The organism is Gammaproteobacteria bacterium, assembly GCA_036383255.1.
Lineage (GTDB): Bacteria > Pseudomonadota > Gammaproteobacteria > Natronospirales > REEB76 > DASUBN01.
Map to the genome: position 1 here is coordinate 102,720 of DASVOS010000004.1, position 23,683 is coordinate 126,402.

Genomic DNA, 23,683 nt, shown 5'->3' on the forward strand with positions numbered 1-23,683 from the left:
GCACCATGCAGCCGCGCCACATCGTGATTGTCCTGGGACTCGCCGGCCTCGCCGCCTGCAGCACCGCCCCCATCGCGCCGGGACAGACCATGCCCCAGCGTGCGGCGGATGCCACGGTGCTGCCGGATGGGCTGGCCTACAAGGTACTGCGCAAAGGCGAAGGCACGGTGCATCCGAAGCTCAGCGACACGGTGACCGCCAACTACAGCCTGTGGTATCCGGACGGCAGGATGATCGAGAGCAGCTGCAAGCCGGACAAGACCTGCGAGCCCGCCACCTTCCCCTTGGACAAGCTCATCCCGGGCTGGCAGGAGGCGATTCCGCTCATGACTACCGGCGAGACCATGGACCTGTGGCTGACGGCTGACCTGGCCTACGGCGATCCGCCGCGCAAGCCGAATCGTCCCGTGGGCCCGCTGGTGTTCCAGATCCAGCTCATCGACATCGGCCGTCCGCTGCCACCGCCGGAACCGGAGACGAAGTGATGATGAAGCGTGCCGCCCTGCCGCTGCTGCTCGCCACCCTCGCCGGCTGCACCTGGGTCACGCCCTCGCCCGAGGCGATGCAGGCGGACATCAAGGTGCTGGACAAGACGGGCGTCGAGCGCTGCCAGAAGCTCGCCATGAACCAGCTAACGGTGGCCCACAAGCTCGGCACGCTCGAGCGCATGCCGGGGGACGTGGAGCATGACCTGCGCGTGATGGCGATGAACCAGGCAGCCGTGGTGGGTGCCGACGCGGTGGCACCGCTCTCCGAGATCATCGACGGCAGCCAGCTCTGGGGGATATTCCGCTGCGAGGGCACGGCGCCCGCCGCGGCCACGGCCGCCGCTCCGGCCGCTGCCAGCGGCATCAAGACGCTTCCCTATACTCCGCCTCGTTAAGAACCCATGAGCGCCGCCTTCAGCGGCGCCAGTTCTTTCTCGTATAGCTTCCAGCGTCCCACCGAGTTCGCGTAGATAGGCTTGCGCACCTGCGCGAGGCTAGCGGTGCGCACTGCACGCGAGGACTCATGGAAGCGCAGGCAGGCTTCGTCCCAAGGCAGGCCGAGGTGCGCCACCAGGCGCCGCGCCTGCCCTTCCACATCCGCCACCAGTTCCTCGTACCTGAGTTCCAGCATCCGGCCTGGCAGCGCCGTCTGCCAGTGATGCATCAGTTCCTGATACATGCGGTGGAAGCGGCCGAGCTCCATCTGCTCGTAGGCGAAGGGATGGCCGGTGGTGAAGAGCTTGGTGTAGCAGGAGAGGCAGGTGTCCAGCGGCTCGCGGGAGCAGTGGACGATGCGCGCCTCGGGGTATAGCAGGCTCACCAAGCCCACGAACACCATGTTGCCCGGCAGCTTGTTGGTGACCCGCGCCGCTCCCGGCGCCACCGCATCGAGATAACGGCCGTAGCGGGCCGCCGCCCGCGCGAATGCCGCCGCGTCCTGGCCCGCGAGCGCCTCCGGCAGGCCGTAATCCCCGGCGTCCGGCGGCAACTCCTCTCGCAGCGAATTGCGCAGCGCATGGGTCTCGCCGGCGCCCCGCACCTCGGAGTGGCTCGCCAGGATCTGCTCCACCAAGGTGGTGCCGGAGCGCGGCATGCCGACGATGAACACCGGCCGCGTGTCCGCGGTGGCTAGCCGGTGGCTGGCGATGAAATCCGCGTCGAACACCCGGGCGAAGTCCTTGAAGAAGCGCGCCTGGCGCGCCTCGTCGTAGTTGAGGGTGGCACGTTTCAGCCGGTTGCCCTGCTGGAAGTGGCCGAAGGCCCGCGCGTAGTCCTTCTGTCCTTCGAAAGCCCGGCCCAGGGCGAACTGCAGGGCGATCTCGTCCGCCGGGGGCAGCGTGCCGGACCGATCCGCGAGCCGCATCAGGCTTGCCCAAGTGGCGTCGTCCGGTGCGATCCGCGCCACGTCCAGGAGGTTGTGGTACGCGCCGGCGTAGTCGGGCTTGAGCTCCAGCGCGCGCCGGTAGTGGCGCTCGGCGCCGGCCAGGTCTCCCACCATGCCGAGCAGGTTGCCCAGACTGTTCTCAGCAGGCGGATAGCCGGGTGCGAGCTCCAGCGCCCGCTCGTGGCAGCGGCGCGCCGCTTCCACCTCGCCCGCCTCCCGAAGCGCCGAGGCCACGCCCAGCAGGCGGTCGACGTCATTGCCGGCTGCTCCTGCAGCCTCGCCATACGCCTCGCGCGCTTCGGGCAGGCGCGCGAGTTGGATGAGCGAGTGCGCGCGGTTGAACCAGGCATCGAAGTTCGCGGGATCCAGAGCCAGGGCTGCGTCGAACTCCGCTAGCGCTCGCGGGTGGTCACCCTGTCCCGCGTACAGGAGACCGAGGCTGATATGCCCGCCGAGATAGCCCGGATTGAGCGCCAGCGCCTCGCGGTAAAGCCGCTCCGCGGCGGCTGAATCGCCGAGTCGCTGCAGCACGCCCGCGAGGTTGCCGCGGTAGAGGTGGCTTCCCGGCGCGAGCGTGAGCGCCGCGCGCAGCAGTGGCAGCGCGTCTTCGCTGCGGCCGCGCTGGTGCAGCAGCAGACCCAGGAAATGAGTGGCATCCGGGTGCTGCGGCATCTCCGCCAGCAGCGCGCGGTATTCCTGTTCCGCCGCATCCAGGTCGCCGCGCTGGTGGGCCGCCACGCCGCGCTGCAGGCGCGGGTCCGGCACTTCAGGCCTCATAGCCGAAGGCCTCGATGTGGGGCCTGAGCTTCTCCAGGTGCGGGGCGAGCCAGGGCGTATAGCGGCGCCAACGGTCGCGTGCTTCCTGGTAGACCGGCCGGCTCACCTGGTTGTAGCTGGGCGTCGGGATGCGGCCGCGCTTGAGCGCATGCTCGGTGTGCTCCAGCACCTTGGACGACCAGGGCACCATCAGGAACTCCAGCAGCCGCTGCAGCTGCGCCTTCGGGTCGGCGATGAGGTCCTCGTAGCGCAGCACCCGGTACTGCATCGGCAGCTTGCGCAGGTAGAGCTGCCAGAGCTCCATCACGCCGCAGTAGAGCGCCACCGCGTCCGCGAGCGCGGTGAAGTGCACGGTGCCGCTGTTGATCTCGAAGTGGTTCATGAAGCAGGACAGCACCACGTCGCAGGGGTGGCGCGCCACGAACACCACCGGCGCACCGGGGTACACCTGCTGGATGAGGCCGAGGTGCGCGGTGGCGAACGGCGACTTGTCGATGAGGCCGCGGATGCCGTCCCAGCCGGCGCCGCGGCAGACCCGCTGGTGCACCGCGCGCAGCTCGGCGCAGCGCTCCGGCGTGAGCCGTCCCAGGTCCTCGGCGTAGGCGAGGCCGAAGCCGAGGTAGGCATCCAGCATGGCCTGTACGCCGGGCTGCTCCTCCAGCACCGTGAGTTCGGGATGGGCCCCCAGCATGGTGTCCAGGAGCGTGGTGCCGGAGCGCGGGAAACCCAGGAGGAACGCCGGCATCGGCTTCTGCGGCGCGCCCGAGGGCAGCAGCCGGTCGCCGTTGTAGAAATGGGTGAGGGATTCGAGCTGGCGCGGGTAGACCTGCGCCAGGGCCGGCGGAGGCGCCGCCAGCGCCAGGGCCTGCGCGTTGGCGGACTCGAAGTGGCGCATCGCGGCTTCCGGCTCGTCCAGCGCGTCGGCGCACCAGCCGAGCTCGAACTCCACGTCACGCCGGAACTCCGGGATCAGCGCGGGCTCCGCCTGCAGGGCCTTCAGCGTCTCGCGCGCCGGAGCGGCGTCGCCATCACGGCGCCGCACCCGCGCCGAGACAAGGCGCAGCTGGGCGTTGGCGGGCCAGCGTGCGAGCCCGGTCTCGAGGGTGCGTCGCGTGTCCTCGATCCGGTTGCTCTGCTCGTAGACCAGTGCCAGGTTCGCGTAGGTCTCCACCTCATGGTCGTCCGCCTCCAGCGCGCGTTCCAGCTCCCGCGCCGCCTCGGCGTAGCGTCCCTGCTGCATGTACACCGCGCCGGAGGCACCCCGCAACGCCGGGTCGCCCGGCATCGCCGTCAGGGCCGCGTCCAGGAACTCGCGCGCCTCGCGGGCGCGCTTGAGGGTCATGAGCGCCTTGCCGAGCAACGCCGCCACCTGCGGCTGGTTGCCGTCGAGGCGGAGGCTGGCGCGCAGGGGCGCCACCGCCTCGCGGCTGCGGCCCAGGCGCAGCAACAGGCTGCCATGGGCGAGGTGGATGGCCGGGTGCTGCACCCCGGTGGCGAGAGCCTGCTGCACCAGGCCTAAGGCCTCCTCCAGGGCGCCAGCCTCGGCCCGGATCAGGGCCAGCATGTGCAGGGCATGGGGGTGCTGCGGCATCGCCGCGAGCACCTCGCGGCAGCGTTCTTCCGCCGCGCTGAGATGCCCCCCCGTGAACAGGCCGATGGCCTGCTCGAAGAGCGCTTCGCTGGGCGCCGGCGAGGGGGGCTGTTGCATCGGGCCGACTCAGACGGGATTTCGTGGCAAGCGGTGCGTCACATTATTACCCAGTTAAATCAAAGGGTTATTCTACAACCGGTGAATCACCGCGTTCGCCGCAAAGTGCAGATTTGTCCCCAAGCAACAATGTATATGCAGCCGTTTGGTCTAGTATAAGGGCCAGCAGCTGTGACCAATTTTGTTACATGGGGTTCTTATCGCTGCGTCCTGGCGTCACCTCCGGCCTTGCGGCCGCCAGTTGAGGCCCGGCATCCACAAATCTGCGTCCGTGAGGAGAATCATAATGTCGAAGCAGAATCTCGTCAGCAAAGCAGTCCGATTCGCACTGGTCTGCGGCGCCGCCTCCGGCTTCGCCGGCAAGGCCTTCGCCGCCGACGATACCGCCGCCACCACCACTGCCGCCACCGATACCAGCACGGCGCAGCTCGGCAAGATCGAGGTGACCGGCACCAAGATCAAGCGCACTGACGTCGAGCAGGCGCAGCCGGTGAACATCATCACCCAGCAGCAGATCAAGGCCACCGGCATCACCACCATCGGCCAGCTGATCCAGAAGCTGCCCTCGAGCGGCGCCGCGCTGAACACCCTGGCGAACTTCGGCGGCAACTTCCAGTTCACGGGCGGCGGCGAGAGCAACGTCGACCTGCGCAACCTCGGCGCCAGCCGCGTGCTGGTGCTGGTCAACGGCAAGCGCTGGGCCACTTCCCTGGTGGGTACCGTGGACCTCAACACCGTGCCGACCTCGATCATCGACCACGTGGAAGTGCTGCAGGACGGCGCCTCCGCGATCTACGGCTCCGACGCCATCGCCGGCGTGGTCAACATCGTGACCGTCAAGGACTACAACTCCCGCGAGGCCAACGCCTACCTCGGCATCTACAACGGCGATGGCCACTACGATGGCCGCACCCAGTCCTACGACTTCACCATGGGCGGCAGCAACGACAAGAGCGGCCTGGTGTTCAACGTGTCCTACACGAACCAGGAAGCGATCCCCTCCGCGCACCGCAACATCTCCAAGGAGCCGGTGATCGGCGCGGGCGCCGCGTCCGGCAGCTCCGCCATCCCGAACGGCCGCTTCGTGATCGTCGCGCCGGGCACCAGCACCGGCAGCGATCCGGGCAACGTGGTGGACCCGACCACCGGCCTCACCCAGGCGCAGTGCCCGACCACCAACCTCAATGCCCCCAGCCAAGCGCCGAACTACCAGCCGCTCTGCGACCTGACGCTGATCCACGGCGTCTCGGGCAAGCCTTCCGTGAGCGACTTCCGCCCGTTCATCAGCGGCGGCCCGAACAGCGACCGCTTCAACTACGCGCCCTACAACTTCGTGCTGACGCCGGAAGAGCGCTACAGCACCTACTTCCAGGGCTACACCGACCTCGCGGACAACCTGACCTTCAAGGCTGACATGATGTACAGCCACCGCGACTCGCGCCAGCAAGCCGCGCCGGAGCCGCTGTTCTTCGCCTCGAGCTCGATCAACATCGACATCCCGGCGAACCAAGCCTACAACCCGTTCGGCTTCGACCTGGACACCAGCAGCAACCTGGGCCTGCTGGGCCGCCGCATGCTGGAGACGGGCAACCGCCTCTACCACGAGAAGGGCGACATGTTCCGCTTCAGCGGCGGGTTCAACGGCTACTTCAACATGATTGGCGGCGAATGGGACTGGGACGCCGGCTACATCTTCTCGAAGGAATCGGAGATCGACACCAACGCCGGCCACTTCGACGTGAGCCACCTGCGCGTGGCGCTGGGTGACCCGGCGACCTGCGCCTCCACCATCGGCTGCGTGCCCCTGAACCTGTTCGGCGGCGCCGCGGGCATCACCCAGTCCATGCTGGACTACGTGAGCTACACCACGCAGAACCAGTTCGAGAACAATGAGCGCATCTACAACGCGGACATCAGCAACGGCAGCCTGTTCGAGATGCCGGGCGGTTCCGCGGGCCTGGCGATCGGCGCGGAGAGCCTCGAGCATGACGGCTTCTTCAATCCGGACTCGGTGGCGCAGAACGGCTACGACAGCTTCAACCCCGGCCGGCCGGTGGCGGCCACCGCGGGCCGCACCAGCGAGCGCTCGCTGTACGCGGAGCTGGACCTGCCGCTGGTGGGCGACGTGAGCGGCATCAAGCTGCTGGACCTGGACCTGGCCGGCCGTCACACCAACTACGACACCTTCGGCAGCAACAACACCTACCGCTGGGGCCTCAAGTACCAGCCGAACGGTGACTGGCTGATCCGCACCAGCTGGTCGCAGGGCTTCCGCGCGCCGAGCATCAACGACCTGTTCTCCGGCAACACCAACCTGTCGGCCAACATCACCGACCCCTGCAGCGGGCCGGTGTCGGGCCGTCCGGCGAGCTGTGCCGGCGTGCCGGCCAGCTACGTGCAGCCGAACGCGCAGATCAACACCCTGGAAGGCGGCAACCCGAACCTGCAGCCGGAGACCTCGGTCTCCCGCACCCTCGGGTTCGTGTACAGCCCCGAGGGCCTGACCGGGTTCAACCTGTCGATGGACTACTACAAGATCGACGTGAACGACACCATCAACCCGATCAGCGGCCAGGCGATCTTCGACGGCTGCTACTTCGGCGGCGACCCGTCGCTCTGCAGCCGCATCACCCGCACGCCCTTCGGCACGGTGAAGACGGTGCAGGACTCGGTCACCAACGTGGGCACCACCTCCACCTCGGGCATCGACGTGGCGGTGAACTACGCGTTCCCGAGCACCGGCATCGGCGACTTCAAGCTGAGCGTCGACGAGACCCACATCAAGTCCTACGACCTGAATGGTCTCGAGCTGGCGGGCTTCGAGCGCGGCGGCACGGTGTTCCCCTTCGGCATCCCGAAGGACAAGCTGCGTGCCAGCCTGGACTGGAGCGCCGGTGCCTGGAGTGCCCAGTACGGCCTGCGGGTGATCGGCCACATGACCGAGGTCCCGACCAACAACCACATCGGCACCACCGTGTACCACGACGTGCAGGTGGCCTATGGGGTGGACTCGATCGGCACCACCTTCACCTTCGGCGTGCGCAACCTGTGGGCGAAGGAGCCGCCGCTGTCGACGGTGCAGGAACTCAACAGCTTCGACCCGACGCTGTACGACGTGCCGGGCCGCTTCCTGTACGCTCGCGTGGGCGTGAAGTTCTAAGCTTCGGACAACAAAGAGTAGTGGGGTAGCTTGAACCCCGCGGTCCGCAAGGGCCGCGGGGCTTTTCTTAACGACAGGATGTTGTTATGCCGCGGAGGCCAGGGAGGGCCGAGAGTGGCGAACAACAGGGCGCGCCGCTGTAGCGCGCTGGAAAGCACACCAGGGATGGTTAGAAGACGGCTTTAGCGATACCCGAACTTATCCACGAACGGCTCCAACACCGGCAATACCGGCGCGAGCTGCGTCTCATATTTTCTCCATCTCTCCCTGGCGCGCGTATAGATGGGCTGCGTCACCTGGGAGTAGCTCGGCGTATTGATGCGCTTGTTCTTCGCGCTCTCCTGGAAGTCCAGCACCTTCGGCTCCCAGGCGAGTCCCAGGAACGCCAGCAGCCGGCGCGCTTCGCCTTCCGTGTCGGCCACCACATCCTCGTAGCGGATGCGGTGCGCCGCCTCCGGCAACCGCTCCAGCGCCGCGTGCCCCACGCCCATCACCGCGGCGTAGTAGCGCGCCGTCTCCTCCAGCGAGAGGAAGTGGCGCATGGCCTCGTTGAGGCCGAAGGTCTGCATGAAGCAGGACAGCACCGCGTCGCGCGGGTCGCGCAGCGCGAAGATGAAGCGCGCCGAGGGGAACAGCCGCCGGATCAGCGGCATGAACACGCTGTTGAGCGGCAGTTTGTCCACGAACAGCGCGCCGGCCGGCCGCTGCGGCATGAGTTCAGCCACCCGCTGCCAGTAAGCGCGGCGGCGCGCGGCGAGGCCGGGGGCATCCAGCTTGAGGAAGGCCTGCAGGCCCTCATCGCTGAGCGCGTGCTCGTGCAGCACGTCCTGCAACGTGTCCTGCTCCTCCAGCACCGCGATGCCGGGATGGCCCGAGAGGATCTGGTCCAGCAGCGTGGTGCCGGAACGCGGGAAACCCACCAGGAACACCGGAGTCGCGCCCTCGGCTACGGGACCGGGAGCGAGCAGCGCCCCGGCATGGCGCGCCATGCGCGCCGCGGCGGCGAAGCCGTAAGCACCCTCCGGCTGGGGTGGCAGGGTCGCCTGCAAGGCCTGCTTCGCCGCCAGGAACTGGGGCCATGCCTCTGCCGGCCGGTCCAGGCGGTCGTATACCGCACCCAGGCGTCCGGCCGCGAGCGCGCGGTTGCGTGGCGTGAGCTTGGTGTTCGTGAGCAGTCGCTCCAGGCGCGCAGCGGCTTCCGCCTCGCGACCGGCCCGGAAGTCCAGTTGCGCCTGGGTGAGGTTGGCCACCGGCTCAGCAGGATCCGCCGCCAGTGCCTCGCCGCTCCAGCGCGCGGCTTCCTCCAGCACGTTGCGCTGCTCCAGCAGCGCAGCCAGGGCTCCCGCCGCCGCGGCGTACCGTGGCATGCGGCGCAGGGTCTCGCGGTAGGCGTGCTCCGCGCCGCTGAGGTCGCCCAGGTTCTCGCTCAGCACCGCCAGGTTGAACTGCGCCTCCGCATCAGCGGGATCGAGCAGCGTCAGGCGCGTGAACGCAGTGAGCGCGCCGCCCGCGTCGCCCGCCTCGGCCGCCACCACGCCAAGGTTGCGCAACAGCTGCGGATCGCCGGGCTTCAGGCCCGCGGCATGCCGGATGAGCCGCAGTGCATTGCCGGCGTCGCCGCTCTGGAACAGGCACAGCGCCAGGAGGTGCAGTGCATCCGGCATCTCCGGCGCGGCCTGCAGTACCTGCTGGCAGGCGGCGGCCGCACGCTGCAGCTCGCCTCTCGCGAAAGCGGCGGCGGCTTCACCCAGCAGGCGGTGGATCTCCGCCGTCGGCAGGTGCTCGGCCATCTGTGCGTTCCGTGGATGAGTTCGGGCGCGCTATCTTACCCCGCGCCCAGGTGCGTGCTTAAATGCACGCCATGGCTGAGACCTGGATATTGCAATGCCGTCCCGGCTTCGAGGCCGAGTGTGCCCTCGAGGCTGCGGGAATGCCGGTGGGCGAAGGCATCATCAGCTCGACAGTTGCGCATCCACTCATCGAGCGGGTGTTCGCGCGCCAGGCCTTCCGGCAGGTGGCGCACGTCACGGACCTGCCTGCCGGCGACCGCATCAACCCCATCCTCGTGGCGCTCGCCGCCCACCCGGGCCCGGTCAGCGCCATCCTGCTGGAGAATCCGGACACCAACGCCGGCAAGGAACTCGCGGGCTTCATCAAGCGTTTCGCACCGCCCCTCGCCTCGGCCCTGGCGAAACGCGGCCTGCCGGTGTTCAAGAAAGCGGAGCGGCGCCTGCATCTGCTGTTCACCGACTCGAAAGAGGTGCGCGTGGGCTTCTCCAGCGGCGGCGAAGGCAGCGCCCACGCCAACGGCATCCTGCGCCTGAAGCTGCCGCGGGAAGCGCCGAGCCGCTCCACGCTGAAGCTGGAGGAAGCCCTGCTCACCTTCCTGGACGAGCAGGAGCGTGAGGAGTCGCTGAGACCCGGGCTCAAGGCGGTGGACCTCGGCGCCGCCCCGGGCGGCTGGACCTGGCAGATGGTGAAGCACCACATCCGCGTGATGGCGGTGGACAACGGCCCCATGCAGCAGGAACTCATGGACTCGGGGCTGGTGGAGCACCGGCGCGAGGACGGCTTCCGCTTCCGTCCGGCGCAGCCCGTGGACTGGCTGCTCTGTGACATGGTGGAGCAGCCGCAGCGCATCGCCGCGCTGATGGGCGACTGGCTTACGCGCGGCGACTGCCGGCGCGCACTGTTCAACCTCAAGCTCCCCATGAAACGGCGCTACGAATCCCTCGTTGCCTGCCTGGACGGGCTACGGGAGCGGCTGGATGGAGCAGGGTCCGGATACCGGCTCTTCTGCAAGCAGCTCTATCACGACCGCGAAGAAGTGACGGCCTATATAGACCTGGCCTAGGCCGGGCTACAATGGCCGCCTCTTCACACCGGCGGATGGCACCATGAGCGACGTCCTGGCACGCGACTACCCGGCTCACCTCGCGGCGGTGCGCAAGCACTTCGACGCGGCCCTGCAGGCCTCGGGCTTCGAGCAGGCGGTGGTGTACGCGGGCGCGCTGCACATGCAGTTCCTGGACGACTCGCCTTATCCCTTCAAGGTCAACCCGCAGTTCAAGTGGTGGCTGCCGCTCACGGAGGCCCACGACTCCTTCGTGGTGTACACGCCGGGCAAGAAGCCCGTGCTGCTGTACTACCAGCCGGATGATTACTGGCACGTCCCGCCGGCTCCGCCGTCCGGTTACTGGGTGGAGCACTTCGACATCCGCATCCTCAAGCACGCGGAGGATGCGCGCCGCGAGCTGCCGGCGTCCGCCCGCCGTGCCTTCATCGGCGAGTGGCGCGAGGAGTTCGCGGCCTGGGGTTTCCAGGGCGTGAACCCGGAGCCGCTGCTGAACCCGCTGCACTACGTGCGCGCCGCCAAGAGCCACTACGAACTCGAATGCATGCGCCGCGCCAGCGCCTCGGCGGTGCGCGGACACCTCGCGGCCGAACGTGCGTTCCGCGCGGGCGCCTCGGAGTTCGAGATCCACGAGGCCTTCGTGGCCGGCTCCGGCCAGTCCGACGACGCCCAGGCTTACCATGCGATCGTCGCGCTGAACAAGCACGCCGCCACGCTGCACTACCAGCACTGGCAGCACGTCAAGCCGCCGCACCACTATTCCTTCCTCATCGACGCCGGCACCCAGTGCCACGGCTATGCCTCGGACATCACGCGCACCTACTCTGCGCACCAGGACGAGTTCCAGGCGCTCATCGATGCCATGGAACGTGAACAGCAGGCGCTGTGCGCGAAGGTGAAGCCGGGGCTCGATTTCCGCGCGCTGCACCTGGAGTGCCACCACGCCGTGGGCCGCATCCTGGAGCAGACCGCGCTGGTGAAGCTGCCGGCGGAGGCGATCGTGGAATCCGGCATCAGCCGCAGCTTCCTGCCCCACGGCCTCGGCCACCTGCTCGGCCTGCAGGTCCACGACGTGGGCGGCTTCATGGCGGGGCCCGCGGGCGGCACGCTGCCCAAGCCCGAGGGCCATGCCTACCTGCGCACCACCCGCACCCTGGAAGAGGGCTTCGTGGTCACCATCGAGCCCGGCCTCTACTTCATCGACTCTTTGCTCGCCCAGCTAAAGGCCGGCGACCAGGGCCGCTTCGTGGACTGGGACAAGCTGGAGCCCTTCCGCAAGTTCGGCGGCATCCGCATCGAGGACAACGTGGTGGCCAAGGCTGCCGGCCCTGAAAACCTCACACGGGACGCCTTTAAAGCGGCAGCCTAAAAAACCCGCGGCCACCCGGAACACGGGCCCGGCCGCGGGGTCTCAACAGGTCTGGATATACCCAGACCGGGCAAGGTACCCTCCCGGTTCCTTCGAACCAGGAGTGCTCCATGCCCCGCCTGTCCGTCCTGATCTGCCTGACGCTGGTCCTAGGCCTCGGCACCGCGGCCCGCGCCGACGACGCCAAGAAGACCGATGCCCCTGCGGCGGCCTCCCAGGACAAGCCCAAGGAAGAGAGCGCGGTCACCCGCCACAGCCTGAGCGTCGGCGGCCAGACCCTCAAGTACACCGCCACCGCCGGCACCCTGCTCATCCGCGACGACAAGGACGAGCCGACCGCCAGCGTGTTCTACGTGGCCTATACCCGGGACGGCGCGGACTTGGAGCACCGCCCGGTGACCTTCCTCTACAACGGCGGCCCCGGCTCAGCGAGCATCTGGCTGCACATGGGCTCGGTGGGCCCCAAGCGCGTCGTGACGAGCGACGGGCAGCCCACCCCGGCCGCGCCCTACGCGCTGCAGGACAACCCCGACTCGCTGCTGGACAAGACTGACCTCGTGTTCGTGGACGCCATCGGCACCGGCTACAGCCATGCGGTGGGCAAGGCCGAGGACAAGGACTTCTGGGGCGTGGACGCCGACGGCCGCGCCTTCTCCAAGTTCATCCAGCGCTACCTCGCGAAGAACGGGCGCTGGAACTCCCCGAAATACCTCATGGGCGAGAGCTACGGCACCACCCGCTCGGCGCTGGTCGCGAACCTGCTCACCAACGACGGCGTGGCGCTGAACGGCGTGGTGCTGGTGTCCTCGATCCTGGATTTCGCCACCGAGAGCTTCAACGTCGGCAACGACCTGCCGTTCGTCACCAACCTGCCCACCTACGCGGCGGTGGCCTGGTACCACAAGAAGCTCGATCCGATGCCGGCGGACCTGCCGAAGTTCCTGGACGAGGTGCGCGGCTTCGCCTTCGGCGAGTACGCCGACGCGCTGCTCAAGGGCGACAAGCTCTCCGCCGCCGCACGCGCGGACGTGCTGAAGAAGCTCGCGCGCTACACGGGTCTCGACGAGGAGACCTACGCCCGGTCCAACCTCCGCCTCGGCTGCTTCCGTTTCATGAAGGACCTGACCCGCGATGAGGGCCACACCGTGGGGCGCCTGGACGGGCGCTTCACCGGCATCGACCACGACGGCGCGGGCGAGTACCCGGAGTTCGACCCGGCGGACGCCTACATCATGGGTGCATTCAGCGCCGCCTTCCACAGCTACATGCACGACGACCTCGACTACACGCCGGACCGGGAGTACAGGCTCGGCAGCGACCAGGCCGGCCGCAACTGGGAATGGAAGCACCGCAACGGCTTCAACCCCTGGTGGCCGGGCTCGCTGAACGTGGCCGAGGACCTGCGCCAGGCCATGAGCCAGAACCCCAAGCTCAAGGTGTTCGTGGTGAACGGCTACTACGACCTCGCCACGCCCTTCGCCGGCAGCGAGTACACCTTCGACCACCTGGGGCTAGACCCCTCGCTGCGCGGCAACGTGCAGTTCGGCTACTACGAATCCGGCCACATGATCTACCTGCACACCCCGGCGCTGAAGGCCATGAAGGCCGACCTCGCCCGGTTCTACGACGCCACCGCGCGCTGATGCACGCGGCAAGGAGAAGACCATGAAGAAGCTTGCCCTGTTCCTGCTGCTCGGCCTCGCGGCCGCCCTGCCCGCCTTCGCCGACGAAGGCGGCGCCAAGAAGGACGACGCGAAAGAGGCCCCGGTGCCGAAGGAGGACAAGTCCGTCACCCACCACAGCGTGAGCGTGGGCGGCAAGAGCATCGCCTACGACGCCACCGCCGGCACCCTGCTCATAAAGAATGAGAAGGACGAGGCGGTCGCCAGCATGTTCTACGTGGCCTACACCGCCGGCGACGGGAAGCGCCCCGTCACCTTCGTGTTCAACGGCGGCCCCGGCTCCTCCAGCATGTGGCTGCACATGGGCTCGTTCGCGCCGGTGCGCATCGTCACGCCGGATGCCGCGTTCACCGCGCCCGCGCCCTACCAGCTCGCGCCCAACGCCTACTCGCTGCTGGACAAGACCGACCTCGTGTTCGTGGACGCGATCGGCACCGGCTTCAGCCGCATCGCGGGCAAGGGTGAGGGCAAGGACTTCTACGGCGTGGACCAGGACGTATCCGCCTTCGGCCGCTTCATCCAGCGCTACATCGGCGTGAACGGCCGCTGGAACTCGCCCAAGTTCCTGCTGGGCGAGAGCTACGGCACCACCCGTGCCGCCGGCCTGTCGCTGTGGCTGGAGAACAAGGGCATCGCGCTGAACGGCGTGGTGCTGGTCTCCTCCTGGCTCGACCCCTACGTGGACTTCTTCGGCCCGGTGTACGCGGTGGACGAGCCCTACGAGCTCTACCTGCCCACCATGGCCGCCACCGCCTGGTACCACAAGAAGGTGCCGGGCGCGCCCAAAGACCTGGCCGCGTTCGTGCAGCAAGCCCGCGACTTCGCGCTGGGCGAGTACGCGACCGCCCTCTCCAAGGGAGATCGCCTGAGCCCGGCCGAGCGCCAAGCCGTGGCGCAGAAGCTGGCCGGCTTCACCGGCCTGTCCGCCGACTTCATCATGAAGGCGCGCCTGCGCGTCACTCCGGACCGCTTCCAGAAGGAGCTGCTGCGGGACGAGGCGCGGGTCACCGGCCGGCTCGACGCCCGTTTCCTGGGCATCGACCATGACTCCGCCGGCGAATCGCCGGAGAACGACGCCGCCTCCAGCGCGTTCGGCCCGGCCATCGTGGCGGCGTTCAACAACTACGTGCGCACCCAGCTCAACTATGGCCAGGACCTGACCTACCGCCCCACCAGCTACGAGGTGGGCAACGACTGGGACTGGGGCCACAGCGTGGACGGCAACAAGGCCCCGCTGTTCGACGTGGCCGAGGACCTGCGCGCCGCCATGAGCCAGGACCCGCACCTCTTGGTGTTCTCGGCCAACGGCTACTACGACTTCGCCACGCCGTTCTTCGAGACCGAGTACACCCTGGACCACATGGGACTGGACGACTCTCTGCGCAAGAACCTGCGCTACGGCTACTATGAGGCCGGCCACATGATGTACATGCACGAGCCGGCGCTGAAGCAAATGAAGTCCGATCTGGCCAAGTTCTATGATGACGCGACGCATTGAGCATCGCGAGTGACGAGTGGAGACAGGAAGCCCGCCGCAAGGCGGGCTTCTTCTTTTCAGGGCCGGGGAAGGCGCGCCTGATCCGGATGGTGGAACAACAGCACCACCAGCACCGATGACAGCGCCAGGCATGCCAGCAGCCAGAACGGCGCCGCGAAGCTGCCGGTGCGCTCCACCAGCCAGCCCGTGAGCGCGGGCGCCGCGAAACCTGCCAGCGCCAGCAGCGTGTCCATCACGCCCAGGGCGGTGCCGGAGCGGTGCTGGGCCACATCCACGTTGATGGCATAGAACGCGGCGTTCGCGCTCAGGCTCAAGCCCACCGCCAGCGACACGAAGATGAGCGCCACCCACAGCTCATGGGTGAAGACCAGCGGCACGATGCATGCCGCCGTCAGCAGCTGCGAGACCCAGATGGGATAGGAACGGGCCAGGCGCAGCTTGCCGGTGCGGCGCAGCACGAAGTCCGAAAGATAGCCGCAGCCCCACAGCAGGACCGCCGCCAGCAGCCAGGGCAGCACCGTGAACAAGCCCACGGCCTTGAGGTCCAGGCCGTAGACCTGCTGGAAATAGCTCGGCAGCCAGGTGAAGAAGAAGAACAGGAAGTAGCCGAACACGAAGAAAGACCAGTTGTTGGCGAGCATGGTCGGGTTGGTGAGCAGGAACCGCCACAGGCCCGGACTGTGGCGCCGTGCCGCGTGCATCGCGCGGGCGTCGCCGTCGCGCCTGGTCTCGGCCCCGTCCCGGATGTGCTTCAGCTCCGCCGTGTCCACCCGCGGGCTGTGCTCGGGGAAGTCCCGGAACAGGAACCACCACAGCGGCAACCACAGGAGCCCCAGGCCCATCAACACCAGGAACATGGTGCGCCAGCCGGTCGCGGCCATGAGCTGGGTCACCAAGGGACCGCCCACCACGCCCGCCAGCGGCACCGCCACCAGGGAGTTGGACAGCGCGATGGCCCGCTCGCGGCTGGAGAGCCAATCCGCCACGGTGCGGTTCACGGCGGGGAAGTTAGGTCCTTCCGCCAGCCCCAGGCCCACCCGTGCCGCGCACAGCATGGCGAAGCCGGTGGCGAGGCCGGTCATGCCGATGGCCAGGGACCAGACCAGGCACGCGCCGGCGAGGGTCCGGTGCGCCCCGTAATGGTCTGCCCAGATGCCGCCGAGGAACACCGTCACCATGTAGCCGGCACCGAAGGCGGCCAGGATCAAGCCCTTGTCGGACGCGGTGAAGCCGAACTCATGGGAGATATCGCCGATGGCGAATGAGATCGCGTTGCGATCCACATAGTTCACCACCGTGATGAAGAAGATGAGGGCGATCACTGCCCAGCGGAATCGGGTGGCCATGCATCAGCTCCGGCGAGGGAGGCCCATAGTACCTACCCGTGGGGAGCGTCGCGAGCGAAGGCAGGGCTAGGCGCGCGAGGCGAGCAGGAGGGAGTGCACTCTGATGTGCATGACCGACTGCGAGCCGAAGCGCAACAACGCCCTGCCGAGCGCAGCAGCTCCCTACCGGCGGGTGTCCGCGTGCAGATGCTTTTCGATGTTGGCCAGCATGCCCTCAAGCCCGTCGCCGGCCTTCTGCAGCGCCTCATGGGAGCCGCGCGGGTAGAGGCGGCCCTTGGACTTGAGCCGCACGCCCTTGCCCTCGACCCGCTCCGCCACTCCGCAGTCCAGGAGCTCGTCCAGGATCGCCCGGTAGGGCACGTCGCCGCCGCAGCTGCGCACCAGCTGCAGGAAGGAATCGCCGCCGCCCTTGATCACGAGCACCTTGGGCGCGCCACGGCCGTCCACGTAGGGCGGCAACATCCAGCCCGCCACCACGCGCGCCGCCCGATTGCGCGAGGCCAGCGCGCCATCCTCGCCCGGCACGGCACGGCGCGACAGGCGCATGACCTCCTTGCGCGAGAGCCCGGTGAGTATGGCGGCACGGGACTTGAACTGCTTGCCGCGCGCGCCGAGCGAGAGCAGGGGGTCGTTGAGCGCCACATCCACGAACACCCAGCGCGCGATGTCCTCGAACTCGAGGCAGGACATGCAATGGCGCAATGCGATGCGCGCGATCGGGCGCAGCGTGCGCACCATCAGCGAGACCAACGTCTTCTGCAGTACCGGCTGTCTTGACGCCATGCCGGATTCTCCCTTTCCGTGCCGCGGACCCCTCCGCGGCCTCCACGTGAGGCCGATCATTCTTGTTGTTCAGCAGGGGGGATATACACCACCCCGCTGGATTCGGAAAGTGCACGTGAGGCGGGATTTTCAGCAGGTTATTTCGTCCCAAAAATTTTTTGGGATTAAAAGGCCATCACCACTGTTGCGGCAGGTGCCGGGGCTCCGCGGCGACGCGCGCGAGCCAGGCTTGCACGGCGGGGAAAGCTGAGAGATCGAAACCACCCTGCTCCGCAGCATGGGTGTAGGCGTAGAGCGCGATATCCGCGATGGTATACGTTTCGCACACAAAAAATTTATGTCGTATGAAGTGGGTTTCCATCAACGCGAGCGCCTTGTAACCGCGCTCGGTCTTCTGCGGCAACGTAGGCTCGTCCGGCTGCTTGAGGAAGTGACGGATGAAGCGCGCAGTGGCGATGTAAGGCTCGTGGCTGTACTGCTCCCAGAACAGCCACTGCATCACCTCGGCGCGGGCCCAGCGGTCCGCCGGCAGGAAGCGCGTGCCTTCCGCGAGGTAGCACAGGATCGCGTTGGACTCCGGGAGCAGCTTCCCGTCCTGGGTCTTGAGCAGCGGGATCTTGCCGTTGGGATTCAGCGCCAGGAACTCCGGCGTGCGCGTCTCCTGCCGGAGCGTGTTCACCTCCACCCACTCGAAGGGCTCACCGAGCTGGGTGAGCAGGAGGCGCACCTTGTAGCAGTTTCCGGAGCTCGCCATGCCGTAGACGGTGTACACGCTTCAGTAGCCCCCGCTCGGCGGCTTGAAGTCCACGGTGACGCTCGCGTGCTGCAGGCCGGCCGGCGCGGCGCCGTCCAATGGCTCGAAGTACCACTGCTGCAGCGCCACCATCGCGGCGGTGTCGAACGCACCGGGCGGCGTGGACTTCAGCACCTTCACGTTGCTGGGCACGCCGCTGCTGTCCAGGTCGAAGCCCAGGGTCACCGCGCCCGCCACCGGCGTGGAGAGCATGGCGTCGGGATAGGCCGGCGTGATGCGGTACACGCGCCACGCACCCTGCACCACGATGTCGCAGCGGTCGCGCGGCCGGTACACCTCGCTGGCGTGCCGGCAGAAGAAGCGCGTGCGGTCCTGCACCGCGCCGGGCCCGAAGAACAGCGGGTAGACGAACTCGTGGCTCGCGGGCTTGCCGTCCTTGAGGTATGGCAGGAAACGCAGCGCCGAGAACGCCGCCAGCACCGCCGTCTCGCTGTCCTCCGGCAGGCGGCTCGTGAGCACGCTCGCCTCCTGCACGCGCCCGTCGGGCTGCAGCGTGAAGCGCAGCAGCACCTGGCTGTCCTCCTTGGGGGAGAGGCGCGCCTCGATGGAAGCAGGCCCCGCCTCGTCCACCGGTGTCGCGATCATGAGCCGCACCGTGGGCAGGCTGCCCGGTGTGCCTGTGGGAGGCGCCACGGACTGCCGGGGTGTCGCGGCGCAGGCGGCCAGGAGCGCGCAGAGCACCGTGAGCAGGTGTCGCGGCTTGGGGTGCAGGGACGGCGGGATCATGGGGCGGTCACCTTAGCACGGGGGTATGTCATGGCCGAAGCGCCCATTTCACGGTACTGCTATACTGTATATATATACAGTTATCTTTGAAGAGAGCAAGGACCATGGGCATCTCCAATCCACAGAAGGGCCGCGGCGCCCTCTCCAACCCGGAGGGCCGCTTCGAGGGCGTGAAGAAGGAACGTGCCGAGGACGGCTGGGAGCGCGCGCGCAATCCAGATGAGGAAGAAGAGACGCTGCCGGTGCTGGAGACCATCCTCAAGCCGGACCCTAGCCGCAGCATCATCAGCCGCAACGACTCGCCGGACATCCCCTTCAGCCAGTCCATCAACCCCTACAAGGGCTGCGAGCACGGCTGCATCTACTGCTACGCGCGGCCGAGCCACGAGTACCTGAACCTCTCGCCGGGCTTGGATTTCGAGACCAAGATCTTCTACAAGGACCGCGGGCCGGAGCTCTTGGAGCAGGAACTGCGGCGGCCCAGCTATCGTCCCCAGGCGATCACGCTCGGCGCAAACACCGACCCCTACCAGCCGGCGGAACGCAAGCTCGAGGTCACCCGCGGCATCCTGGAGGTGCTGAACCGCTTCAACCACCCCGCCTCGATCATCACCAAGAGCACGCTGGTGACGCGCGACATCGACATCCTGGCGGAGATGGCACGCAAGAACCTCATCGCCGTGATGGTGACCATCACCACCTTGGACAACGGCCTCAAGCGCACGCTGGAGCCGCGTGCACCCGCGGGCTCACAGCGCCTGAAGGCCATCGAGGCGCTGGCCAAGGCCGGCGTGCCGGTGGGCGTGATGACCGCACCCATCATCCCGGTGGTGAACGACGCGGAGATGGAGACCATCCTGGAGAAAGCTCACGGCGCCGGTGCCCAGGGCGCGGGCTACGTGCTCTTGCGCCTGCCCTACCAGCTCAAGGACCTGTTCCGGGAGTGGCTCGCCGAGCACTACCCGCTCAAGGCCGAACACGTGATGAGCATCATCAACCAGTCGCGCGGCGGCAAGGACTACGACTCCGCCTTCGGCACCCGCATGCGCGGCACCGGCCGCTTCGCCGACCTGATTGCCCAAAGGTTCGCGCTCGCCACGAAACGCCTGGACATGCAGTTCAACCGGCGCTTCCGCCTGGAGACCGCCCACTTCAAGCCGCCGCCGGAGGGCGGCCAACTGGAACTGCTCTAAGCCTTCGCCGCCGGGTAAGGCTCCTGCATCGCGGTGGCGCCCGTCTCCAGCAGGGATTTGAGGTTGGAGAGCACCTTAGGCCAGCCGCCGGACACCGCCTCGATGAGCTTCGAGGGGTCCTTCTCCACGCTGTGGGTGATGGTGAGCTTCACCGCGCCCGCAGAGGGCTCCAGATCCATGGTGCAGAGCGAGGGGCCCTCCGCCTTGAGCTCGGGCTTGAGTTGGTGCTGCCAGCGGATCACCAGGCGCTTGGGCGGGTCCGCCTCCACGATCTCACCCGAGTCGTAGACCTCGCCGCTCTCGGAGACCAGCTTCCAGGGGGAGCCCGCGTGCCACCGGCTCTCGCAGTGCATGCCGAACCAGTATTGCTTCATGAACCCGGCTTCCGTGAGCGCCGACCACAGCTTCTCCGGCGTGGTACGGATGTAGATCACATAGACGTAGGTCGACTTAGCCATGGGCTTTCTCCAATTTCCGCTTAAGGTCGCCGAGCGCCTTGAGGCGCGGCTTCTCGAACTTCGCGAGCCAGCGCTCGTAGATCGCCTGCAGCGGCACCGGATTCAGGAAATGCAGCTTCTCGCGGCCGACGCGCGCGGTGGCGATGAGGTTCGCCGCTTCCAGGACGCCGAGGTGCTGCGTCACCCCCTGGCGTGTCATGTCCAGATGCTCGCAGAGCTCGTTCAGGGTGCGGCCGTCGTGGGCGTGCAGGAGGTCCAGGAGCCGGCGCCGGCTGGGGTCCGCCAGCGCCTTGAACAGGAGGTCGGTGTCGTGGCGTTCAGTCATGGATCTCTCTACATGCAAGCTATTACTTGCCTTTAGTATAGGCAAGTAATTTATTGCATGTCAAGCGTGGGGGGACCGCGTATTACCCCGCAATCAGCTCTTGCGGCCCTGGCCGAACAGGATCTCCCGCTCCCGGTCCGTGAAGCTACGCTTGCCGGTGTAGGGCTCCTTCACGCCCACGTAGGCACGCTGCACCGCGGGCCGCGCCTGGATGCCCTCGAACCAGCGCTTGAGATAGGGGAAATCCGCCATGTCCTGGTGCAGGCCCTTCCAGGGCACCACCCAGGGATAACAGGCCATGTCGGCGATGGAGTATTCGCCCGCCACGTATTCACGGTCCGCGAGCCGCCTGTCGAGGACGCCGAACAGCCGGTGGGTCTCGCGGGTGTAGCGGTCGATGGCGTAGGGGATCTCCTCCGGCGCGTAGTAACTGAAGTGACCGTTCTGCCCGGCCATGGGACCCAGGCCCGAGTTCTGCCAGAACAGCCACTGCAGCACCTCGGCGCGGCCGCGCGCATCCCTGGGCAGGAACCGGCCGCACTTGTCCGCGAGGTAGAACATGATCGCGCCGGACTCGAACAGCGGTAGTGGCGCGCCCCCGCCTTCCGGCTCGTGGTCCACGATCGCGGGTATGCGGTTGTTGCGCCCGATGGCGAGGTACTTGGGGTCGAACTGCTCGCCCTTGCCGATGTCCACGCGGATCACGCGGTGCGGCAGGCCCGTCTCCTCCAGGAACACCCGTACCTTCTGTCCGTTGGGCGTGGTCCAGTAATAGAAATCCAGCATGAGACTGCCTCGTGGAATGAGTCCAGGACCCTGCGGCATGGCCGAGGGATCGGCGGTGCCCGCGGTCATGTCGCTAGCCAACCCTATATCAGGGAAACCAAGCTTCCCTGTCCGGTCATATTCTGGTACTAAAGGCGTTGGCCATTATGTTGCATCCGCATGACGGGTGCCGGCCTAAACCCAAAGACACCGGAAGATCCCATGAGCACCCAGACCGCCACTGCATCCCGGAGCGCGTCTCCCTCCAAGACGCTCGGTTTCAGCACCCTCTTCCTGATGGAGATGTGGGAGCGCTTCGGTTACTACGGCATGACCGCGGTGATCGTGCTCTACATGGTCCACCAGCTGGGCTACACCGACGACCGCGCCAACCTCACCTTCGGCGCGTTCACCGCCATGGCCTACGCCGTCCCGGCAGTGGGCGGCTGGATCGGCGACAAGATACTCGGCAGCAAGCGGACCACGGTGCTCGGCGCCTCTTTCCTGACCCTCGGCTACATCCTGCTGTCGCTGCCGGTGCCGGCGCTGCTGTTCCCGGCGCTCGCGATCGTCGCGGTGGGCGGCGGCATCTTCAAGGCCAACCCTGCCAACGTCATCTCCAAGCTCTATCAGGGGGAGTCCGCCAAGCTCGACAGCGCCTTCACCATGTACTACATGGCGGTGAACGTGGGCGCCTTCCTCTCCCAGTCCTTCACCCCGCTGTTCGCGGTCTGGTGGGGCTGGCACGTGGCTTTCGCGCTCTGCGCAGCCGGCCTGGCTTTGGGCCAGATCAACTTCTTCTTCATGCGGCGCCATCTTGCACACGTGGGCTCCGAACCGGATTTCAAGCCGCTCGATACCCGCAAGTTCGGCCTGGTGCTTGCCGGCATCGTGTTGGGCATCGTGGCAGTGACCTTCATCATCCAGAACCTGGACCTGGCGCGCGGCATCGTCTGGGCCGCCGGCATCGCAGGGCTCGCCATCTTCGTCTGGATGTGGGCCATCGGCAACGTGCGCGAGAGGAAAGGAGTGCTGGCGGTATTCATCCTTACGTTGCAGACCGTGGCCTTCTTCATCTATTACGGGCAGATGTCCACCTCCCTGACCCTGTTCGCTGACCGCAACGTGGATCTCGACTTCTACGGCTACGTGGCCCCGGCGGGCCAGGTGCAGGTGCTGAACCCGTTCTGGATCTTCGTGCTGAGCCCGCTGTTGGCCCTGCTCTACAACCATTGGGGCAAGAGCAAGGGCGGCGACTTCCATATCTCCACCAAGTTCGCCATGGGCTTCGTGATCCTGGCGGCGGGCTTCTTCATCTACGGTTTCAGCGGCCACTTCGCCGTGGCCGGCAAGATCTCGCTGTGGTGGATGATCTGGGGCTACTGCCTGCAGTCGCTGGGCGAGCTCTTGATCAGCGGCCTCGGCCTCGCCATGGTGGCGCGTTACGTGGGCCCACGCATGCGCGGCTTCGTCATGGGCCTGTGGTTCCTGGCCACCGGAATCTCCCAGTACCTGGGCGGCATCGTGGCCACCTACGCCAGCGTGCCGGACAACATCACCGACCCGGTGCAATCGCTGCCGCTCTACACCAACCTCTGCATGAACCTGGGTTACTGGGCGCTGGCGGGCACTGCCTTCGCACTGGCCATGATCCCAGTGATGAAGTGGATCTCCGCTACCGGCGGCGAGGCGCTCGACCACTAGTGCCTGGCATGGCTTGAGGGCTGCGCGCTCTCCGGGCGCGCAACCCGTGCCTCCCCGGCTTGCACCTGCAGCCGGCGCGTCCAGCCTTCCAGGTTCGCCAGCAGCCCGCCGATCAGCTTGCGGGTGGTCTCGTCGGTGAGCCGGCCCGAGGCGTCGAACGCCTTGGGTGCATCGGCGATCATGACCTCCGGCCGGTTCAGCGGGTACATGTTCACGAACACGCAGACCTGGCGCAGGTGGTACTGGGCGCGCGCGGTGCCCAGCTTGCTGGTGGAGGCGCCCATGATCGCCGCGGGCTTGTCCTCGAAGGGCTGCGACGGCGGCCGCGACACCCAATCAATCGCGTTCTTGAGCACGCCCGGCACCGAGTAGTTGTACTCCGGCGTCACGAACAGCACCGCGTCCGCTGCGCGCACCTGCTCGCGCAACCTCTGCACCTCCGGCGGGAATCCACGCTCGCGCACGTCGTCGTCATACAGGGGCAGCACGCCGATGTCGCCGGTCTCTATCTCCATGCCCGCGGGCTTGAGCTCCAGCGCCGCGCGCAGCGCGAGCTTGTTGTAGGAACCCTTGCGCAGGCTGCCGACCATCGCGAGTACTTTCATGGGACGTGCTCCGTGCATGAGGGGAATACCGGCATCACCCTACC

The 23,683-nt window shown here is 67.3% G+C and carries 20 protein-coding genes; 9 read left to right on the forward strand and 11 right to left on the reverse strand.

Annotation, left to right across the window (positions count from 1 at the left end; all coding sequences use genetic code 11):
* Window positions 1–5 precede the first annotated feature (5 nt).
* Window positions 6–485: an FKBP-type peptidyl-prolyl cis-trans isomerase gene (locus VF651_01495; GenBank protein ID HEX7964364.1), complete on the forward strand. Its 480-nt coding sequence runs from the start codon at window positions 6–8 to the stop codon at window positions 483–485.
* Complete coding sequence (locus tag VF651_01500) at window positions 485–883, forward strand: hypothetical protein (protein HEX7964365.1); 399 nt, start codon at window positions 485–487, stop codon at window positions 881–883. Before VF651_01495 ends, VF651_01500 begins: the two co-directional genes overlap by 1 nt.
* Here the strand turns inward: VF651_01500 and VF651_01505 are convergent.
* Window positions 880–2,649, reverse strand: coding sequence for a sulfotransferase (locus VF651_01505; GenBank protein ID HEX7964366.1), 1,770 nt, complete (start codon window positions 2,647–2,649; stop codon window positions 880–882). The genes VF651_01500 and VF651_01505 overlap by 4 nt on opposite strands.
* Window positions 2,639–4,357, reverse strand: a complete 1,719-nt coding sequence (locus VF651_01510) for a sulfotransferase (protein ID HEX7964367.1) — start codon at window positions 4,355–4,357, stop codon at window positions 2,639–2,641. The genes VF651_01505 and VF651_01510 overlap by 11 nt, the downstream gene beginning before the upstream one ends.
* Window positions 4,358–4,643: 286 nt before the next feature.
* Here VF651_01510 and VF651_01515 point away from each other — a divergent pair, with 286 nt between their 5' ends.
* A complete protein-coding gene (locus VF651_01515; GenBank protein ID HEX7964368.1) occupies window positions 4,644–7,517 on the forward strand; it encodes a TonB-dependent receptor in 2,874 nt (957 codons plus the stop codon).
* Window positions 7,518–7,699: 182 nt separating this feature from the next.
* Here the strand turns inward: VF651_01515 and VF651_01520 are convergent, their stop codons facing one another.
* The gene (locus tag VF651_01520) at window positions 7,700–9,307 is read right to left on the reverse strand and encodes a sulfotransferase (GenBank protein ID HEX7964369.1); all 1,608 of its coding nucleotides are present in this window, start codon (window positions 9,305–9,307) and stop codon (window positions 7,700–7,702) included.
* Between the two features lie 71 nt (window positions 9,308–9,378).
* Here VF651_01520 and rlmM point away from each other — a divergent pair, with 71 nt between their 5' ends.
* The 4 genes from rlmM (at window position 9,379) to VF651_01540 (ending at window position 14,920) form a co-directional block, all read left to right on the forward strand.
* The gene (gene rlmM, locus VF651_01525; GenBank protein HEX7964370.1) at window positions 9,379–10,371 is read left to right on the forward strand and encodes a 23S rRNA (cytidine(2498)-2'-O)-methyltransferase RlmM; all 993 of its coding nucleotides are present in this window, start codon (window positions 9,379–9,381) and stop codon (window positions 10,369–10,371) included.
* Between the two features lie 43 nt (window positions 10,372–10,414).
* Window positions 10,415–11,740 (forward strand): Xaa-Pro dipeptidase, encoded by a 1,326-nt coding sequence (gene pepQ, locus VF651_01530; GenBank protein ID HEX7964371.1) that lies wholly within the window; start codon window positions 10,415–10,417, stop codon window positions 11,738–11,740.
* A gap of 110 nt (window positions 11,741–11,850) precedes the next feature.
* On the forward strand, window positions 11,851–13,383 hold the full coding sequence (locus VF651_01535; GenBank protein HEX7964372.1) for a peptidase S10: 1,533 nt from the start codon (window positions 11,851–11,853) through the stop codon (window positions 13,381–13,383).
* Between the two features lie 22 nt (window positions 13,384–13,405).
* Entirely contained in the window at window positions 13,406–14,920 is a 1,515-nt protein-coding gene (locus VF651_01540; GenBank protein HEX7964373.1) for a peptidase S10, read from the forward strand.
* Between the two features lie 56 nt (window positions 14,921–14,976).
* On the opposite strand, the gene VF651_01545 is transcribed toward VF651_01540, so the two are convergent.
* The 4 genes from VF651_01545 to VF651_01560 form a co-directional block, all read right to left on the reverse strand.
* Window positions 14,977–16,266, reverse strand: a complete 1,290-nt coding sequence (locus tag VF651_01545) for an MFS transporter (GenBank protein HEX7964374.1) — start codon at window positions 16,264–16,266, stop codon at window positions 14,977–14,979.
* A 162-nt stretch (window positions 16,267–16,428) separates the two neighbouring features.
* Window positions 16,429–17,049: a DUF6502 family protein gene (locus VF651_01550; GenBank protein HEX7964375.1), complete on the reverse strand. Its 621-nt coding sequence runs from the start codon at window positions 17,047–17,049 to the stop codon at window positions 16,429–16,431.
* 175 nt (window positions 17,050–17,224) lie between these two features.
* Window positions 17,225–17,821 carry a glutathione S-transferase family protein gene (locus tag VF651_01555; GenBank protein ID HEX7964376.1) on the reverse strand — a complete coding sequence of 199 codons (597 nt, stop codon included), beginning with the start codon at window positions 17,819–17,821 and terminating at the stop codon, window positions 17,225–17,227.
* 3 nt (window positions 17,822–17,824) lie between these two features.
* A complete protein-coding gene (locus tag VF651_01560) occupies window positions 17,825–18,589 on the reverse strand; it encodes a TonB family protein (GenBank protein ID HEX7964377.1) in 765 nt (254 codons plus the stop codon).
* Between the two features lie 104 nt (window positions 18,590–18,693).
* Here VF651_01560 and VF651_01565 point away from each other — a divergent pair, with 104 nt between their 5' ends.
* Complete coding sequence (locus VF651_01565; protein HEX7964378.1) at window positions 18,694–19,782, forward strand: PA0069 family radical SAM protein; 1,089 nt, start codon at window positions 18,694–18,696, stop codon at window positions 19,780–19,782.
* Here the strand turns inward: VF651_01565 and VF651_01570 are convergent.
* From VF651_01570 to VF651_01580, 3 genes are all read right to left on the reverse strand, one after another.
* Entirely contained in the window at window positions 19,779–20,240 is a 462-nt protein-coding gene (locus VF651_01570) for an SRPBCC family protein (protein HEX7964379.1), read from the reverse strand. The genes VF651_01565 and VF651_01570 overlap by 4 nt on opposite strands.
* Complete coding sequence (locus VF651_01575) at window positions 20,233–20,565, reverse strand: metalloregulator ArsR/SmtB family transcription factor (protein ID HEX7964380.1); 333 nt, start codon at window positions 20,563–20,565, stop codon at window positions 20,233–20,235. The genes VF651_01570 and VF651_01575 overlap by 8 nt, the downstream gene beginning before the upstream one ends.
* Window positions 20,566–20,658: 93 nt before the next feature.
* Window positions 20,659–21,351, reverse strand: a complete 693-nt coding sequence (locus tag VF651_01580; protein ID HEX7964381.1) for a glutathione S-transferase N-terminal domain-containing protein — start codon at window positions 21,349–21,351, stop codon at window positions 20,659–20,661.
* 201 nt (window positions 21,352–21,552) lie between these two features.
* Here VF651_01580 and VF651_01585 point away from each other — a divergent pair, with 201 nt between their 5' ends.
* Entirely contained in the window at window positions 21,553–23,034 is a 1,482-nt protein-coding gene (locus VF651_01585; protein ID HEX7964382.1) for an oligopeptide:H+ symporter, read from the forward strand.
* Here the strand turns inward: VF651_01585 and VF651_01590 are convergent.
* Window positions 23,031–23,639: an NAD(P)H-dependent oxidoreductase gene (locus VF651_01590; GenBank protein ID HEX7964383.1), complete on the reverse strand. Its 609-nt coding sequence runs from the start codon at window positions 23,637–23,639 to the stop codon at window positions 23,031–23,033. The two genes, VF651_01585 and VF651_01590, sit on opposite strands and share 4 nt — an antisense overlap.
* Between the last annotated feature and the right edge of the window lie 44 nt (window positions 23,640–23,683).